General features: G+C 38.7%; 22 protein-coding genes. 17 read left to right on the top strand and 5 right to left on the bottom strand.

Features of this window, described 5'->3' with window-relative positions; genetic code table 11:
• Positions 1-449: GMC family oxidoreductase (locus IBX42_RS08040; RefSeq protein WP_294931432.1), on the top strand; the 449-nt coding region annotated here is incomplete at its 5' end.
• A 175-nt stretch (positions 450-624) separates the two neighbouring features.
• The gene (locus IBX42_RS08035; protein ID WP_137015140.1) at positions 625-819 is read left to right on the top strand and encodes a hypothetical protein; all 195 of its coding nucleotides are present in this window, start codon (positions 625-627) and stop codon (positions 817-819) included.
• A gap of 15 nt (positions 820-834) precedes the next feature.
• Here the strand turns inward: IBX42_RS08035 and rsfS are convergent, their stop codons facing one another.
• Positions 835-1,170, bottom strand: a complete 336-nt coding sequence (gene rsfS / locus IBX42_RS08030) for a ribosome silencing factor (RefSeq protein ID WP_294931425.1) — start codon at positions 1,168-1,170, stop codon at positions 835-837.
• Positions 1,155-1,703, bottom strand: coding sequence for a nicotinate (nicotinamide) nucleotide adenylyltransferase (gene nadD / locus IBX42_RS08025; protein WP_294931422.1), 549 nt, complete (start codon positions 1,701-1,703; stop codon positions 1,155-1,157). Before nadD ends, rsfS begins: the two co-directional genes overlap by 16 nt.
• A 65-nt stretch (positions 1,704-1,768) precedes the next feature.
• Between nadD and gap the strand changes: the two genes are divergently transcribed.
• The 5 genes from gap to IBX42_RS08000 all read left to right on the top strand — a co-directional run bounded on the left by gap (position 1,769) and on the right by IBX42_RS08000 (position 6,436).
• Positions 1,769-2,767 carry a type I glyceraldehyde-3-phosphate dehydrogenase gene (gene gap / locus IBX42_RS08020; RefSeq protein ID WP_294931419.1) on the top strand — a complete coding sequence of 333 codons (999 nt, stop codon included), beginning with the start codon at positions 1,769-1,771 and terminating at the stop codon, positions 2,765-2,767.
• An 8-nt stretch (positions 2,768-2,775) separates the two neighbouring features.
• Positions 2,776-3,975 (top strand): phosphoglycerate kinase, encoded by a 1,200-nt coding sequence (locus IBX42_RS08015; RefSeq protein ID WP_294931415.1) that lies wholly within the window; start codon positions 2,776-2,778, stop codon positions 3,973-3,975.
• A 3-nt stretch (positions 3,976-3,978) separates the two neighbouring features.
• On the top strand, positions 3,979-4,686 hold the full coding sequence (locus tag IBX42_RS08010) for a triose-phosphate isomerase (protein WP_294931412.1): 708 nt from the start codon (positions 3,979-3,981) through the stop codon (positions 4,684-4,686).
• Positions 4,687-4,793: 107 nt separating this feature from the next.
• Positions 4,794-5,612 carry an enoyl-ACP reductase FabI gene (fabI, locus tag IBX42_RS08005; RefSeq protein ID WP_294931409.1) on the top strand — a complete coding sequence of 273 codons (819 nt, stop codon included), beginning with the start codon at positions 4,794-4,796 and terminating at the stop codon, positions 5,610-5,612.
• Between the two features lie 161 nt (positions 5,613-5,773).
• Positions 5,774-6,436, top strand: a complete 663-nt coding sequence (locus IBX42_RS08000) for a TorF family putative porin (RefSeq protein WP_294931405.1) — start codon at positions 5,774-5,776, stop codon at positions 6,434-6,436.
• A gap of 34 nt (positions 6,437-6,470) precedes the next feature.
• On the opposite strand, the gene IBX42_RS07995 is transcribed toward IBX42_RS08000, so the two are convergent.
• Complete coding sequence (locus IBX42_RS07995; protein WP_294931402.1) at positions 6,471-6,911, bottom strand: hypothetical protein; 441 nt, start codon at positions 6,909-6,911, stop codon at positions 6,471-6,473.
• Between the two features lie 146 nt (positions 6,912-7,057).
• Here IBX42_RS07995 and IBX42_RS07990 point away from each other — a divergent pair, with 146 nt between their 5' ends.
• Both IBX42_RS07990 and IBX42_RS07985 read left to right on the top strand, forming a co-directional pair.
• On the top strand, positions 7,058-8,389 hold the full coding sequence (locus IBX42_RS07990; RefSeq protein ID WP_294931399.1) for a hypothetical protein: 1,332 nt from the start codon (positions 7,058-7,060) through the stop codon (positions 8,387-8,389).
• 139 nt (positions 8,390-8,528) lie between these two features.
• Positions 8,529-9,488, top strand: coding sequence for an ABC transporter permease (locus tag IBX42_RS07985; protein WP_294931396.1), 960 nt, complete (start codon positions 8,529-8,531; stop codon positions 9,486-9,488).
• Between the two features lie 129 nt (positions 9,489-9,617).
• On the opposite strand, the gene nusA is transcribed toward IBX42_RS07985, so the two are convergent.
• On the bottom strand, positions 9,618-10,754 hold the full coding sequence (nusA, locus tag IBX42_RS07980) for a transcription termination factor NusA (protein WP_294931393.1): 1,137 nt from the start codon (positions 10,752-10,754) through the stop codon (positions 9,618-9,620).
• Positions 10,755-10,929: 175 nt separating this feature from the next.
• Here nusA and IBX42_RS07975 point away from each other — a divergent pair, with 175 nt between their 5' ends.
• Genes IBX42_RS07975 through IBX42_RS07940 form a run of 8 tightly spaced genes read left to right on the top strand, consistent with a single transcriptional unit; the run spans position 10,930 to position 16,414 of the window.
• A complete protein-coding gene (locus tag IBX42_RS07975; protein ID WP_294931390.1) occupies positions 10,930-11,175 on the top strand; it encodes an HP0268 family nuclease in 246 nt (81 codons plus the stop codon).
• A gap of 6 nt (positions 11,176-11,181) precedes the next feature.
• Complete coding sequence (gene miaB / locus IBX42_RS07970) at positions 11,182-12,486, top strand: tRNA (N6-isopentenyl adenosine(37)-C2)-methylthiotransferase MiaB (protein WP_294931435.1); 1,305 nt, start codon at positions 11,182-11,184, stop codon at positions 12,484-12,486.
• The gene (locus tag IBX42_RS07965) at positions 12,479-13,102 is read left to right on the top strand and encodes a lysophospholipid acyltransferase family protein (RefSeq protein WP_294931387.1); all 624 of its coding nucleotides are present in this window, start codon (positions 12,479-12,481) and stop codon (positions 13,100-13,102) included. The genes miaB and IBX42_RS07965 overlap by 8 nt, the downstream gene beginning before the upstream one ends.
• Positions 13,092-13,550, top strand: coding sequence for a hypothetical protein (locus tag IBX42_RS07960; protein WP_294931384.1), 459 nt, complete (start codon positions 13,092-13,094; stop codon positions 13,548-13,550). The genes IBX42_RS07965 and IBX42_RS07960 overlap by 11 nt, the downstream gene beginning before the upstream one ends.
• The gene (locus IBX42_RS07955) at positions 13,528-14,364 is read left to right on the top strand and encodes a tyrosine-type recombinase/integrase (protein WP_294931382.1); all 837 of its coding nucleotides are present in this window, start codon (positions 13,528-13,530) and stop codon (positions 14,362-14,364) included. The genes IBX42_RS07960 and IBX42_RS07955 overlap by 23 nt, the downstream gene beginning before the upstream one ends.
• Positions 14,364-15,374, top strand: coding sequence for a hypothetical protein (locus IBX42_RS07950; protein WP_294931379.1), 1,011 nt, complete (start codon positions 14,364-14,366; stop codon positions 15,372-15,374). The genes IBX42_RS07955 and IBX42_RS07950 overlap by 1 nt, the downstream gene beginning before the upstream one ends.
• Positions 15,364-15,888 (top strand): hypothetical protein, encoded by a 525-nt coding sequence (locus IBX42_RS07945; RefSeq protein ID WP_294931376.1) that lies wholly within the window; start codon positions 15,364-15,366, stop codon positions 15,886-15,888. The genes IBX42_RS07950 and IBX42_RS07945 overlap by 11 nt, the downstream gene beginning before the upstream one ends.
• A complete protein-coding gene (locus IBX42_RS07940; protein WP_294931373.1) occupies positions 15,878-16,414 on the top strand; it encodes a hypothetical protein in 537 nt (178 codons plus the stop codon). The genes IBX42_RS07945 and IBX42_RS07940 overlap by 11 nt, the downstream gene beginning before the upstream one ends.
• A 6-nt stretch (positions 16,415-16,420) precedes the next feature.
• On the opposite strand, the gene IBX42_RS07935 is transcribed toward IBX42_RS07940, so the two are convergent.
• Positions 16,421-16,955: energy transducer TonB (locus IBX42_RS07935; protein ID WP_294931370.1), on the bottom strand; the 535-nt coding region annotated here is incomplete at its 5' end.

Below are 16,955 nucleotides of genomic sequence, written 5' to 3'. Positions count from 1 at the left end.
AGCTTACGACTTCAAGAGTTTTGAATTTTGAAGTTTTTAATGACTGGCTTCCTACAGATGAGTGTTTTGTGGGCATTGAGGAAGAGGTTAGAGATAAGTACGGCATCCCCGTTGGTGTAATACATCTCTACAGCCATCCTCATGATAGAGAAGTCGGCAATGACTTGGCAAAAAAAGCGGTGCAGGTGTTGGAGAAAATGGGAGCCTCTGAGATAAGTTACTCTATCTCTTCTGCACCTCCGCCAAATCTTGTGGCAGGCGGCTGCAGATTTGGAGAGAATCCTCAAACATCAGTGCTTGATAAAAACTGCAAAGCGCATGCGCTAGAGAACCTTTATGTAACAGATGCGAGTTTTATGCCTACGGGAGGAAGTGTGCCTTATACATGGACTATTTATGCGAACGCTTTTCGTGTAGCGGATATTATACGCAAAAGATTGGAGTCTTAAGTTTATACTTATGTAATAAAGATTACATACTCTTTACTTTTCTTCTGCAATAATAGTGAAATAATCTCATAAGGAGGAGTCAAAATGACTCCTCCTTGCCGCAGGCAAAGCTTTAGTGACTGAATATAATTTGGACTTTGTTCAAATTATATGAGATTTAATAGTAGGAGAGAAGATGTGTATTCCACATGGAGCCATGGGCTCGGTAGATAACGGATATGTCAAGGAAGATAAACCTAAAAAAAGCATTAAGAGAGTTTCTCAAGAAGTTTTTGAAAAGGGCGATCCAAATTTTGTAGATGAGAGGGTAAAACCTTATGAGCCTCAAAAGAAAAAGAAAGGATTGTTAGAGTCGCTTTTCTCCTCTTGAGTTGATAACTGTTTTTTAAAGAGGCATACCCTCTTTGCCCTCGGCTAGAGAGCTTAAAAAACTCTCCATGTCGTATTTCACTCTGTATTCAGGTGTCATGATATGGATTAGGATATCTCCTAAATCAACAACAATCCAGTCACTGCTCTCATCTACGTTGATAAATTTTTCTGCAGGTTTAAGCTCAGTTTTTAGATGATCTAAAAGAGCCATCGTATGTCTTGAGCCGAGTGATGATGCGATAATTGCATAATCTACAAAGTAGTTTTTCTCTCTAAGGTCAAAAACCTCTATGTTTTCTGCTTTGTTTTGGTCTAGGACTTCGGTTATTTTTTCTATTCTGTTTTGCAATAGTTTTCCTTGTAAAAATTATATATCTCTTTTGCGCATTTTTTTGGCAGTTTTGAGATCTCAACACACTCTCTAAGCTTTGTTGATGATATTTTCTCATCAACATCGAGTCTTAAAAAATGCTCTGGAATCTCAATATTGTCTCTTGGAACTACTATAAAAGTAACTAACTCTTTAAGCTCATCATATCTATCCCATTCCTCAAGGCAAGAGAGGTTGTCGGCACCGATTATAAGATATATTTTTTTATAACTCTTTAATAGATGCTTTACGCTCTCGATTGTTGTTACTTGTCTTTTTTGTAAAACTTCATACTCTGAAATCTCGACATTTTTATACTCTTTAAATATCTCTTTTAACCACTCTACTCTAAGAGATGCAGGAGCATAAAAATTTGACTTGAACGGATTTAGATATGTAGGCATTATTATAACCTTGTCAATTTCTTTGAATTCTCTCAAAGCCTTAACTATTGCCTCGTGACCAATATGCGGCGGGTCAAATGAACCGCCAAAAAGTGCGATTGTATCCATATTTAAAGCGAATTATAACTAACTTTAGGTAAAATTGCCCAATTTTTATTTTATTAGGAAATATAATGGCACTAAAGATAGCAATTAACGGATTTGGTAGAATCGGTCGCTGTGTAGCTCGAATTGCTGCAACAAGAGATGATGTAGAGATTGTAGCTATAAATGATATGGCAAGTATAGATATGATGCTCTATCTTCTCAAAAACGACTCTGTTCATGGAACATTTAAGAGTAAAGTAGTGCAGATTGATGATGAGAACATCACGATTGACGGCAAAAATATTAGGGTTTTTAGTGATCGCGATCCAAAAAACCTCAAATTTGCCGAGTGCGGTGCAGATATAGTTTTGGAGTGTACAGGCGTATTTTTAAGTCAAAAAGATGCTCAGATTCATATAAATAACGGAATCAAAAAAGTTCTTTTCTCGGCTCCCGCAAAAGATGACACTCCTACATTTGTTATCGGCGTAAACGAACATCTATACGCCGGGCAAAATATAGTCTCTAATGCTTCATGTACGACAAACTGTCTTGGTCCTATAGCAAAAGTGCTTGATGATGCTTTTGGGATAGAAAAAGGTCTTATGACGACAATCCACTCATATACAAATGATCAAAATATCTTAGATGTAAAGCACTCAAAAGATAAACGACGCGCACGTGCAGGCGCTATCAATATGATTCCGACGACTACCGGTGCCGCAAAAGCTATCGGACTAGTTCTTCCTCAGCTTCAAGGAAAGCTTCACGGACAGAGCGTTCGTGTTCCGACACCTAACGTCTCTATGGTAGATTTAAATGTAATCGTAAAGAAAAACACTACAAAAGAGGAAGTAACGACAGTGCTTAATGAAGCTGCCGAGGGCTATCTTAAGGGAATTATTCTTATGGATAAAGAGATGAGAGTCTCTCAGGATTTCGTCGGATGTGATTACAGCTCTATCGTTGCAGAGGATTTGACTCAGGTAATTGACGGCAATATGCTCAAAGTCATGGCATGGTATGACAATGAGTGGGCGTACTCGACAAGACTTCTGGACATGGCTCTGCATATCAGCAAATAGGATGGAATTTGGAACTTTTAAATATTAAAAATTTAGATTTAGCAGGCAAGAAAGTTTTTATCAGATGCGATTTTAATGTACCTATGGATGAGTTTGGAAATATATCCGACGACCGACGTATACGCTCTGCTCTTGCTACTATAAACTACTGTCTTGATCAAGATTGCGCAGTCGTGCTTGGCTCTCATCTTGGGCGTCCGGAGGGGCAGATGGTTGAAAAATATTCGCTCATCTCCGTTGCTAGAAGAATTCAGCATCTGCTAAAGAGAGAAGTTGTTTTGGCAAAAGATGTAGTCGGGGAAGATGCACTTTCAAAAGCGGCATCCTTGCAAGAAGGAGAGGTTCTGCTCTTGGAAAATCTCCGTTACGAAGAGGGTGAGACAAAAAATGATGTAGAGCTCTCTAAAAAGTTGGCTTCAATGGCTGATTTTTATATAAACGACGCGTTTGGAGTTAGTCATCGTGCGCACTCATCAGTTGAGGGAATAACACACTTTTTTGATTCTAAGCATAAAGCAGCCGGATTTTTGCTTCAAAAAGAGATACAGTTTTTTGGCAAACTGATACAAAATCCTGTTCGTCCTTTTGCGGCTATAGTAGGCGGTTCAAAGGTTTCAGGCAAGCTTGAAGCACTTATAAATCTTCTTCCAAGAGTAGATAAAGTTCTTATCGGCGGCGGTATGGCGTTTACGTTTTTAAAAAAGTTGGGACATGATATCGGTGCTTCGCTTGTTGAGGACGATCTGCTTGAAGATGCGGGACATATCATGGATGAGGCAAAAAAGCTCGGTGTTAAATTTTATCTTCCCGTAGATGTTGTCGCGGCCCAAAAATTTGCCGAGGATTCCATTATAAAGATAACATCTGCTCAGGAGATTCCAAAAGGCTGGATGGGTCTTGACATTGGACCTGCAACCGTGAAACTTTACAAAGAGGTTTTAGGCGATGTTCAGACTGTTCTGTGGAACGGTCCCATGGGGGTTTATGAGATGGATAAATTTGCAAGAGGCTCAAACGAGATAGCTCACTTTGTAGCCGACAGCTACGCTACAACTGTTGTAGGCGGCGGCGATACGGCGGATTTGGTTCAAAGAATAGGCGTTGATGATGAGATGACCTTTATCTCAACAGGCGGCGGAGCTTCTTTGGAACTGCTTGAGGGCAAAGTTTTACCAGGTGTGGCATCTTTAGTTATTACGGATGGTTAAGTTATGATTATTGCAGCAAATTTAAAAACAAATCTTACAAGAGAGAAAACTCTCAAATACATAAACGAGGTAGAGAGCTTTTTAAGCAAAAACAGCATCTCTCAAGAGGTTTTTATTTTTCCTGCAACTTCAAGTTTAAATTTACATGTAGGAGCCGTAGTTGTAGGTGTGCAAAATGCTTATCCTACGATTAACGGCGCATTTACAGGCGAAATCGGCTACGAGCAGCTGGAAGAGTTTGGCATAAAAACTATTCTCATCGGTCATAGCGAGAGAAGACATATTTTAGGCGAGGCGCAAGAAGAACTTATAAAAAAGTTTAACTTTTATAAAGAACTCGGCTTTAAGATTATCTACTGTGTCGGCGAGCCGCTGGAGATAAGAGAAGCCGGATTTGAGAGCATGATGGAGTATATCTCTGCGCAGTACGAGGGTATAGACACATCGTATGAAAATCTCATTGTAGCTTATGAGCCTGTTTGGGCGATAGGAACCGGGCTTACTCCAACAAATGCGGATATCGTAGCGATACATGCAGAACTGAAGAAAAAATCATCGGCTCCTCTACTTTATGGAGGAAGCGTTAAAGTTACAAACGCCAAGGAAGTTTTGGCGCTTGATGGCGTTGAGGGTATTTTAGTAGGCAGTGCCGCACTCTATGCGGAACATTTTTGTACAATGTGTGAATATGCAAGTGTATTAAACAAATAGGGATTACTACTTGACGCGTAACGCGTCGCTTTAGTGCCATAGCGGCTAGCGTAAATGGCGGAATTACTTCCGACATTGTTCAAAATAAAATAATAGGAGAGATATAAATGGTAATGAAGGGCAAAAAAGGTTTAATAGTAGGTTTGGCAAACGATAAGTCGATAGCGTATGGAATAGCAAAGTCGTGTCATGAGCAGGGCGCAGAGTTAGCGTTTACATACTTAAACGATGCGCTCAAAAAGAGAGTTGAGCCGCTGGCAGCATCTTTTGGAAGTGACAAAGTGTACGAACTGGATGTTTCAAACGATGAGCATATGGCAAATATCGCTTCACTAATAGCCAAAGATTTCGGCAAGATCGATTTTTTGGTTCACTCCGTTGCATTTGCTCCAAAAGAGGCGCTTAGTGAGCCTTTTATGAAAACTACAAAACAGGCATTTCAGATTGCCATGGATATCTCCGTCTACTCTTTAATAGACTTGACAAACCGTTTAGAATCCGTCTTAAGCGATGATGCATCTATCCTTACTCTCTCATATTTAGGCGGACCAAAATATATAGTAAATTACAATGTTATGGGCGTTGCAAAGGCAGCACTTGAATCAACCGTTAGATACATGGCAGTTGAGCTTGGAAAAAAGGGGCAGAGAGTTAACGCTATTTCTGCGGGACCTATCAGAACATTGGCTGCTGCGGGAATAGGCGACTTTAAACAGATTTTAAACTGGAATGAGACAAACTCACCTCTTAAGAAAAATGTGACAACTGAGCAGGTCGGCAACTCTGCTATGTATCTGCTGAGTGACTTGGCTTCGGGTGTTACGGGCGAAGTTCACTATGTGGACAATGGATATAACATCATGGGTATGGCTGCAGCTGAGACTACTCCAGAGGGTAAAACTGTTCTTGCTTGGGACGTGAAGTAGACACCAATAAATATTTTTAAAAGCTTAAAGCAGATATGTTTTAAGCTTTTTAACAACCGCGTTAAAATTTCTCCAATAAACTGCCTAATTTTTAATCTATTTTTATCAATATTAATTTAATTCATGTGCAATAATATCACAATCAAAAAAAAGGATAAAAGATGAAACTTCTTAAACTAAGTGTAATTACAGCATTGCTAGCAACTTCTATATTTGCAGAGGCTGAGAAATCCGGTGTTAGTGTGAGCGCAAATATGGCACTAACAAGTAACTATGTCTGGAGAGGGATGACGCAGACAAAAGACTCTCCGGCAATTCAAGGCGGAGTTGATTTGGAGTACAAAGGTTTGTATGCAGGTGTCTGGGGCTCAAATGTAGAGTTTGGAGATGGGAAAAATTCTTTGGAAGCGGATGTTTATGCAGGATATGCAGGCGAACTCGAAGGTGTCGGTTTTGATATTGGAGCGATAGGGTATATTTATCCAAATATGTCAGATGAGTATAACTTTGCAGAGCTCTATTTTGGATTGAGTAAAGAGTGGGAAAAGTTTGGTCTCAGCGCAAAATATAGCGTCGGTATTGAGACTGATGAGTTAGATTCTGAGGATTATTGGGAGGTCGGTGCTTCAATCAACCTGCCGTATGAGATAGGGTTTAGTGCTAGTTATGGCGACTATGACAACATGGGTACCAACTATTCGGCAGGACTAAACAGGTCATTTGAGAAATTTGATTTAAGTGTCGCATATATTGATTTTAATCATGAGAGTGACTCTAGTTCTGATGAAGAGAATGTCGTAGCTACCGTTAGTTTTGCTTTTTAACACAGAACTATATTCCCCCAAGGGGAGTATAGTTCTATTTTTTATTGCCTATAGCAGGCATTGAGTTTATTTTTTGAGCGTGAGACTCATCCTCGTCCGAAGCGTGCGTGCTGTTATAGAGTGCCATTTTCTCAACATACTCCTGCAATGTAAAGTTTCTATCTTCGTTGCTATACTTCTCTTGCACCTCTTTTTGCTTTATCACTTCCTCTTTAGTCATCTCTTTTAGAAGTGTGCCAGTTTTGACCTCGACAAGTTTTGAAGTACCGTTTTCGCCTTTAATACCCTCGACAACGGGTGACCACTCTTTATTTAGCCACTTGTCTAGCTTTTGTTGCATATAGCCACTCTTTTTCTTCTCTGTTTTGCCAGAAACGCTATTTAGTGCTTGGTTCTGAGATGGGTTTACCCCATCCACTTTACTACATGCGCTAAAGAGTGTAACTGCCAATATTGTCATAATAATGTTTTTCATAATGCAAGTATACAGAAAATAAATAACAATCTTATAAAAAATATTAGTTTATTCTCATAAGTTAATCTTAATTTAAAGATAAATATGACATTATGATGACAACATATTGACAAACTGTTGACAATATTAAAACTAGGAGAAGCGATATGAAATTAACAAAATTAAGTTTAGTAGCAGCAATGCTAATAGGTTCAACTGCATTTGCAATTGAAAACACAAAAGTTTCTGGTGATGTAAAACTATTTTACGGAACAATGGATAGCGATGTTGGTACTTATAAAAGTGTTCTTGGCGGAACAAAGCCGTCATTTTTTGACTCTGAAGGTGCTTATGGAAATGCTGCTGCTAACTTAGAGTTAACTACAGACTTAACTAAAGGTGTCTCTGCAGGTGTAAAAGGTACTTATGTTACTACATTAGGTTTAGAGAATAATCTGGTAGATAATACTTGGTCAAATGTACATACTATATCGGATGCTTCTGGTTCTAGTTTTGCTAGTGAACTTGGCGGAAAACAGCTTGATGATGCATTTTTCCTTGGTGAGTTATGGGTTGCAGGTTCTGCGTTTGATACTACTGTAAAAGTTGGTCGTCAGGCACTTGATACTCCTTTGGCATTTACAGAGACTTGGGGAATTGACCAAAATACTTTTGAAGCTGCTGTTTTAATCAACCAAAGCATTCCTGATACAACTTTAGTTGCTACATATGTAGGTAAGCACAACGGGTCGAGCTGGGATCCAAAAAGCACAGGTGCTCCACTTGCTCCTGGAACATTAAATGATATTAATGTATTCGGTGGTATTGAAGGCGGTGCTGCTCAAGCTGGAATAACTTCTCAGGGCGGTAAGTTTAATACTTTCGGAACAAACGGTGTTTATGTTGCAGGTCTTGTAAATAACACAATTAAGCCTTTAACTGTTCAAGCTTGGTATTATAGTCTACAACAACTTGCGACAGCTACTTGGTTTCAAGCAGACTTAAATGTTGGCGGTATCTTAGCAGGTGCTCAATATACTGAAGTTGAAGTAAATAATTCTGATGAAGACGAAGCGTTTGCTGTAATGCTTGGTTATGAAGCTAAAGATGTTGCAACCGTTAAAGTTGCATACTCTGATGTAGATGATAAAGGTACTCTTGGCTTAGCTAACGTTGCGACTACTACAGGTCAGTCTAAATTATATACTGAAATGTGGTGGGCATACGGTAATGTATCTGCAACCGGTGCAGAGTCTTACTCTTTAACTGTTGAGGCAACTGTTGCTGGTATTGATCTGCTTGCTGGTTACTACGCTGCTGATATTAACCCAAGTGCAGCAGTTGATACTGAGGTGACTGAGATTGCTCTTGTTGCATCTAAGTCATTTGGCCCACTGGATACTTCTGTAGCATTTATTATGGATAATCAAAAAGACAATGTAGCAAATACTGATAATGACACTAATCATATTCAGATTTATCTAACATACAATTTCTAGTTACTGCCATACACCCTTTTATAAGCTCATATCCCCCGACCTCCTTCCGGGGGAGTGAGCCCTCCTCATCTTCTCCTTTCCTGTTTTGTGGGAAGATGAGTAGGACTCATTTTGATCTTTTTTAGCTATAATTTTTTCAATGAACAGACTAATAAAAAAAATAGCATATATACTTTTTATGCTTCTTCTTATCTCAATCATCTCTTTTTTAGCAATCCATGCCGCACCCAACAGTTTTTTTGGAGCAGGGGAGCTAAACCCCAATATGACGGAAGAAGCAATTGCCACACTAAAAGCGGTATATGGACTCGACAAACCGCTCTCTCAGCAGTATGTTGACTGGGTTATAAATATAGTTAGTCTAAATTTCGGCATCTCTTTTGTAACTGGTCAGGACGTAAGTGCCGAGATACTAAAGCGGCTCCCCGTAACGTTAGCCATGAATATAACTGCACTTGTTGCCGTGTTTGTTATCTCTTTGTATTTGGGGATAAAAGCGGCACTTAACTATGAAAAAAAGAGTGATTACATCATACGCCAAGTCTCTCTTGTTTCGTTCTCAATGCCCTCTTTTTATCTGGCACTTCTTTTTATCATTTTCTTCTCTTTGACTTTAGGATTGTTTCCTATCTCGGGTCTGCACTCGGTAGAGCCAAAAGAGGGAGTTGAGTACTACCTTGATATGGCTTGGCATCTTGTTTTGCCAGTAGGAGTTATGATATTTGTAGGACTTGGAAGCATGATAATTTATATCCGCTCTCTGACACTGGAGATACTAAAGAGTGACTACTACTACTTTGCGCTCTCCCGCGGTTTGAACAAAAGAGAGCTGCTTCGCTACTACATATTTCCAAATCTTTTGCCGCCGATAATAACTCTTTTAGGGCTCTCTTTGCCGGGACTTATAGGAGGAAGTGTGATTTTGGAGTCTATCTTTGGAATTGAGGGGATGGGGCAGCTTTTTTATATGAGCGCCCTGAGCCGTGACTATCCAATAATTATGGGAACTTTAATGATTACGGCGTTTTTAACCCTTTTAGGTAATATGATAGCGGATTTGATACTTTTAAAGCTAAATCCGTACATGGCAAGAGAATAAAATAAAAATAGCAACGTACTTGCTTCGTTATTTCATTCGTCACATACTATAAGTATGCTTCCTCACTCAATCCTCGTAATTACATCACTCTTTTTATTTTATGAATTAATTTAGGTCTTGATGGATAAATTATGAAAACAGAGCCGCTAATGCGTCAACGCTCTCTTTTTGTTCGCTGCTGCTCTCACTGCCGTCTTGTTCAGATTTGTCACTCTCTACAAGCTCTATATTTAGACCGCTAAGCATAGAAGCCAAACGAATATTTATACCGTTTTTGCCTATTGCTTTTGATTTTTGATCAGATGAGAGAGATACGATAGCCTTTTGTGCTTCACCGTTCTCATCTTTTACGATCTCAACACTAGAGATAATTGCAGGGCTCATAATCCTTGATATAAAAAGTTCAGGGATGCTTGAGTACTCAATACAATCTATATTTTCACCGATAAGCTCTTGGCTGACCGCATTGATACGAACGCCTTTAACTCCGACCGTCGCACCTACCGCATCAACTTGGGGGTGCATGCTAATAAGCGCTACTTTAGCTCTCTCTCCCGGTATACGAGCACTTTTTTCTACAACTACGGTTCCGTCTGCAATTTCAGGAACCTCAAGCGCCAAGAGCTCCTCTAAAAATTTTGGAGATGTACGTGAGAGCTCGATTTGGATACCGTTCTCTTTGTCCATATTTACACGGCGGACAACCGCTTTGAGATGGTCTCCGATTTTGAAAACTTCACCTTTTATACGGTTTTTCATAGGTAAAACCGCACGAACTTCATCAATATCAATATATGTCGCATTGTTGTTGTCCACTCTCGTTACTCTGCCGGTAACAAGTGTCCCGATTTTGGCTTTATATTTGTTAAAAATCTCATCTTCTATAAGTCTTTGGATATGGTACTCTATCTCACGGTGAAGCGTTGAAGCGGCAGTTCTGCCATACTCTTCCAGGTCGTGTGGAATCTGAAGTTGGTCATCAAGTTCTACCTGATCATCATACTCTCTTGCTTCGGTTATTGATATATAAGCAGGAGCTATAAACTCATCTTGAAGCCTCTCATCATCATCTGCAACCACGGTTATCGTCTGAATAACATCAATAGTTTTGGTTTGGTTGTTTATTACTGCTTCAAAAGCAAATTTCTGGTTTATTACCCTTTTTGCGGTTTGAATAAATGCTGTTTTTAATGCCTCTTTTACCTTCTCCGGTTTAAGACCTTTTTCATGTGCTATTGCATCGACTATATCTAGAATTTTTTCCATTACTGTATCCTGTACAAAATTGTCTCATAAAAAACAGTGTTAAAATATTTTTAGGGATTTCTTATGAAGAGTGACATTGTACCAAAATAGTCATAAAAATAGCTTTAATACGATTTTTAGTAGAGTTTTACTATAATGCAAAAATATATAGCATTAATATAAATGAGGAGAGATTATGGATTTAAAGTTTGCAAGAACAGATATTACGACAAAGCCTAAAAAGGCAGAATTAGAAAAGATAGAGGCTGCTCTAGAGAAGCAGGAGAGCGCGATTTTTTACTTCGACAGAGAAAATTCACATAAAGACCTTTTAGAGCTTCAGGACTATTTTGAGACAAAGGGAAAAAGTTTTTATATGAATGAAGTTAAGTATGGACTTGCCGATAACGAGTACATGTATCAAGTTCACATCATAAACTAAGAATTTATAATGTCAAAAAAACTTTTTATTGAAACATTAGGCTGTGCTATGAACTCTCGTGACAGCGAGCATATGATTGCCGCACTTAAAGAGAAAGAGGGTTATGAGACTACCGATGACTTAAAAAGTGCAGACCTTATTTTGATAAATACATGTTCGGTTAGAGAGAAGCCTGTAGCAAAACTATTCTCAGAACTCGGAGTCTTTAACAAAAAGAAAAAAGAGGGTGCAAAGATAGGTGTCTGCGGTTGTACAGCATCGCATCTCGGCGAAGAGATTATTAAAAGAGCGCCTTATGTCAGTTTTGTTTTAGGCGCTAGAAATGTCTCTAAAATAACGGAAGTTCTCCACAGAGATAAAGCCGTAGAAGTAGATATAAACTATGATGAGAGCTCTTTTGCTTTTGATGAGTTTAGAACATCTCCATACAAAGCCTACATCAATATCTCCATCGGGTGTGACAAATCATGCACTTACTGCATAGTTCCAAAAACCCGCGGAGATGAGATATCTATCCCTACAGAGCTTATTTTGCGCGAGGCTAAAAGAGCAGCACAGAGTGGTGCAAAAGAGCTTTTTCTTCTTGGGCAAAACGTAAATAATTACGGACGCCGATTTTCCGGTGAACATGAGAAGATGAACTTTACGGAGCTGCTCAAAAGACTTAGTGAAATAGAGAGTGTTGAGAGACTCCGTTTTACCTCACCGCATCCGTTTCACATGGATGACGAGTTTATAGAGGAGTTTGCCTCAAATCCTAAAATCTGCAAATCAATGCATATGCCGCTTCAGAGCGGTTCTACAAAAGTGCTAAAAGATATGAAACGCGGCTATACCAAAGAGTGGTTTTTAAACCGTGTCGAAAAACTAAGAAGTGTCTGCCCTGAGGTAAGCATCTCAACTGATATTATCGTAGCATTTCCAGGAGAGAGCGACGAGGATTTTGAAGAGACTCTGGATGTTGTGAGAAAGGTCAGATTTGATCAAATCTTCTCATTTAAATACTCCGCTAGACCTGAGACGGAAGCCGAACACTTTACAAATGTCGTAGATGAAGATGTTGCCTCTCATAGGCTTACTACACTGCAAAATCTTCAAACGGAACTTCTGGACGAAAAAAACAGAACACATCTTGGTAAAATCTATAACGTCTATTTTGAAGATTTAAATAAAGAGTACCATGTCAGCGGAAGAAGCGATAACAACATCGTTATAAAAGTAAAAGGTTCCGATGAGCTTTTGGGTAAGTTTAGAGATGTGAAAATCACTCAGATAGGAAGAACTATTTTAACCGGAGAAGTTGTTGGGTAAAAAAATATTTCGGACATTGGCGCTCTTAATCGTTCCTTTTGTGGCATCACTCTTTATCAGATTGATTTATTTGAGCAATAAAAAGGTATTTCACGCCCCAGAGACGATTGGGGATGAGCCGACAATCTTTGCTTGTTGGCACGGAGAGCTTTTAATGCTTCCCTACCTATACGCAAAATACAGAAAAACTCCTCATGCAAAAGTTTTAATCTCCAGCCATTTTGACGGCATGCTAATCTCAAAAACCATAAAATATTTCGGACTCGGCACAATAGAGGGCTCGACAAACAGAAATGCCGCAAGGGTTTTAATGCAGGGAATCAGGGCACTAAAAGATGGTTATGATATTGGCATTACACCCGATGGACCAAAGGGACCCAGACATGAGGTTGCAGATGGTATAATAGCGATGGCGCAAAAAGCGAAAGCCAAAATAGTTCTAGTTGAGATGAAACCGACAAAGTATTGGCAGCTAAAGAGCTGGGACAGATTTACTATTCCCAAGCCGTTTGGTACTCTGAACTACTACTCCACATCTCCAATAGATGTTAGAGAGATGGATATGCAAGAGGCAAAAAAAGTGATGAAAGAGGGGCTCTTAAAACATGAAATCTAGACTGTTTATTCCGTTGACTGCACTTTTTTTGCTTTTTGTTATGGGAGCATATTTTATAACAAACCCATCCTATGAAAAATCACTTAGAGCAAAATATTACTATGAAACAGGGGATTATAAGGAAGCGTATACTCTTGCAAAAGAGGCTTTTAGCCTGGATCTCTACAACAGAATGGCAGCTACCGTAATGACGCAGTCTCAGACCTCACTGAAGTATGTCTCTTACATAGACGATGCAAAAAAATATATGAAGATCATAGATGAGATCGCTCGTAAAGAGAGCATCTCCGATGCGGATAAGGCAAAAATGAAGATGATGTGCGAGATTATGATAAGCGCTTATATAAAGCTCGCACCCAGTGTTGTAACTGATAAGGAGCTGGTAGAGCAGGCTGCTCAGTACTACAGTAAGTTTGAGAAGTTACTTGAAAAAATCAATAGAAGCTAAAAGAGGAGAGTTTCTTCTCTATCTTGAAGAGATAAGAGGCTACTCCGACCTTACTATCAAGAGCTATGATGAATCTATAAAAGAGGCATTTACATATATTGATGTGCTGCAAGAGGGAGGGCATACTCTTTTAGACCTTATGCCTTACCGTATAAAAATCTCTTCACTAAATCCAAAGACAATCAGTAAAAAGCTGAGCGCAATTCGCTCTTTTGCCGAGTACTTAAATGACAACAACATAAGAGTTGTTCTAAAGGCGGATGAGAGCGTTAAAGTTGCAAAAACTCTTCCAAAGCCTATAGCGCACAAGCATATTGTTGAAGCAATTTCAGACTGTGACTTGAGAGATAAACTGGCTGTAACGCTACTTTATACGCTCGGTCTTAGAATATCAGAACTTACCTCATTGAGAGTTAATGATATCTCCACAGAGTGGATAAGAGTTATAGGAAAAGGTAATAAACAAAGGGACGTTCCACTTTTGGCAAACGCAAAAGAGCTGCTTGATGCGTATTTGAGTACAACGGTGCAAAAAAAATTTGTTTTTGAGAAAAATGGCGAAAAATTAAGCCAAAACAGTCTAAGATATATCGTTACAAATGTCTTTAGAAGAGTCGGCTTAAAAGTCACTCCACATCAGCTCAGACACTCTTACGCATCGAGCCTATTAAACGGTGGGGCTCCCATTGCCGATGTCAGTGAGCTGTTGGGACACTCGTCTATGGCAACAACGCAAATATATACGAAATTGGGTAGTGCATTGAAACAGAAAAACTACAACTCGGCTCATCCTCTTTGTGGAGCTTCTGAGTAATGATTGGTAAATTTTTAGAAACTTTATATACAAAAGTTTTTATAAATATCATTGTCGAAAATCTACAGACGGTTGTTTACGTTGAGGTCTGCTCAAAAAAAGAAGTACTGCAGAGCACACACAAAATTTTTGAGACCACAACAATAAATTCTAAGATGTATGAGTTTGTCCGCTCTTTTTTTAAAGAGACACCCTTTTGCTATATATCAGTACTAGACAAGTCTTCAAATCAGGGAGCTGTTCCTACTTGCGCGCCAAGCGAGATGGAGAAGTATTGCGACATTAACGCTTCAGAGTATATCTGCTACTCGGATAAGTGGGCTTTTTATACCTCCGAGTATGATCTTGAAGCAACAAAACACGAATACAGAAGTATCGGACTCGATTTTATTTTCTCCCCATTTGCGATAATGGCTAACTTTTTTAAAGATAAGATAGATAGTAGCTTGTCTATGTTTGTCTTAGTCGAAGACAACTATCTCTCTTTTAGCATATTTGATAACTCAAAATTGCTCTACGGTAAGTATTTAAATATGCAGCATCATAAGGACGATGAGGATATGTTGATAGACTCTCTGCTTGAAGACGAGGATGTTTCGCTCGGAATTAAGGGAATCGATATTGAAGATATGAGTCTTGATGATGACTCTACCGACTTTGACGACTTTACCAATATTGAAGATTTAGACAGTGCTGATGATATGGATGAGTTTTCTGAGATGCATGAGGTTCAAGAGATCGTAGAGAGCGACGTTGATATCTCAAGTGAGGGATTTAACGAAGATTATCAAAGATTTTCACTTATTCAAAGTGCGCTTAACACTTTTTATAAAGATCCGAAATATGAGAGTCAGTTTATAGAGACCATCTATATAGCAGACGGCATAGGAACAAGCTCAGAACTTAAGAGTTATCTTGAAGAGGAGATGTTTTTAAACGTATATGTTAGAAAAATCGATCTTGGCGTGGCAGTGTGTGAGATGGCAAAGGCAGAGGCAAATGAGATATAGCTATATAAAACCGAGAAAAAAAACGGTCTTTACAAAAGATATACAGCTGATTTTTACCTTTTTTGGCGTTACTATTTTTATGCTCTTTAGCACATACGCCTTTTTGCTTTTTAAAGATTACAGATTTGCTCATGAGGTAGAAGATATTGCAAAGCAAAAAGTTGAGCTTCGAACAAATATAACAAAGATGAATACCCAGATTTCAGTTATTGAGAAACAGAGTCTTTTTGCCGAGAAAATTTTTACGAAAAACAGTGTTTTAAAAGAGAGCATAAATAATCTCTTTGACTTGGTTCCAAGCAGAATAACGCTCTCAGAAGCAAAGATTATGCAAGATGGACTTATTCTTTATGGTATTACGCCAAATAAAGATGTTTATAACTTTATGCTTCAAGCACCGCTTCGTTCCATCTTTCATAGAACATACAGCAGTTTTTATCCGGCGGATAACGGATGGTTAAGATTTGTATCTACCAACTATATAGATGAAGAGGAGTTAAGCAGTGAAAATTAATTTCTCAAGACAAAACATATATTTGATGGCAATTACGCTCTTTTTGCTTCTGTTTGTTTTAGTCTTCTCTTTTGGGGTTTTAATTCCTGAAGGCAAAGAGTATAGGATAAAAAAAGCCGAGCTAAAAAAAGAGAATCTTGAGCTAAAGCAACTAGGTGATTTCTCTATTGAAAAAGAGGTTATACTTCAAAAACTCCAAAGCGATAATCTTCATGCCATCAAAGCATTTGCAACCGAGTTTAATCCCGAGAGATTTGAGAAGCAGCACAAATCTTTTTTTAGCTCCCTGAGTGTCTCAAAAGTGAGTAAATCCGATGATGAGGAAGAATTTAGCGTATATGAAGTAAATACGACCTCGGAGATCAGCTCACCAAAGAGTTTTTACAACTTCCTCGATGCCCTCAACAAGAGCGACTGGATTATAGCCGTGAATTTTCCGATAAGCTTCAAAAGAGATGGTGAGATGATAAGCTCATCTTTTACTATGAAGGTCTATAACAACAAAGAGTCAAATAGTAGTAATTGATATCTCTCATTTTAAGATATAAGAGATACTGATTTTAAATTTTTTAGGGAAATGAAACAGTGATTCTTCTATATCGATAGGAAAGCTATTTTCTATTGCACTAACGGCTGATTTTTTAAAAATAGTATTACCGGAAACAATATTAATATTTTTTACATTTCCATCTTCTAAAATTAAAAATTCAACTGTTACGACCCCTTCTACGGCGCGTCTTCTGGCTGAACGAGGATATGATTTATTACTATTAATCCGTTTTATCAAATTGGCGATAAACAGCTCTCTTTTTGCTTTCGTTACGTCATCACTTAACGTTGTATCTGCATTTGAGATATTTTCTTGCTTTTTTATTTGCTGCGGTTGGGGGAGAACTTTTTTTTCAACCCTATCTTCAGTGTGCTCTTTTATGGGTCCAGGTTCGGGTATCGGCTCAGTTTTAGGCTCAATTGGCTCAGGCTCAATCGGTTTTGGCTCAGGTTTTTTTTCAACCGGTTTTGGTTCCTGCACTGCTTTAGGTTCGCTTTTTGGCGTGACTGTGGATAAG

This window comes from Sulfurimonas sp. (genome assembly GCF_014859695.1).
Classification (GTDB): Bacteria; Campylobacterota; Campylobacteria; order Campylobacterales; family Sulfurimonadaceae; genus Sulfurimonas.
Note: the sequence above shows the minus strand (reverse complement) of the source record. Positions and strands in the feature narration are given on the sequence as shown.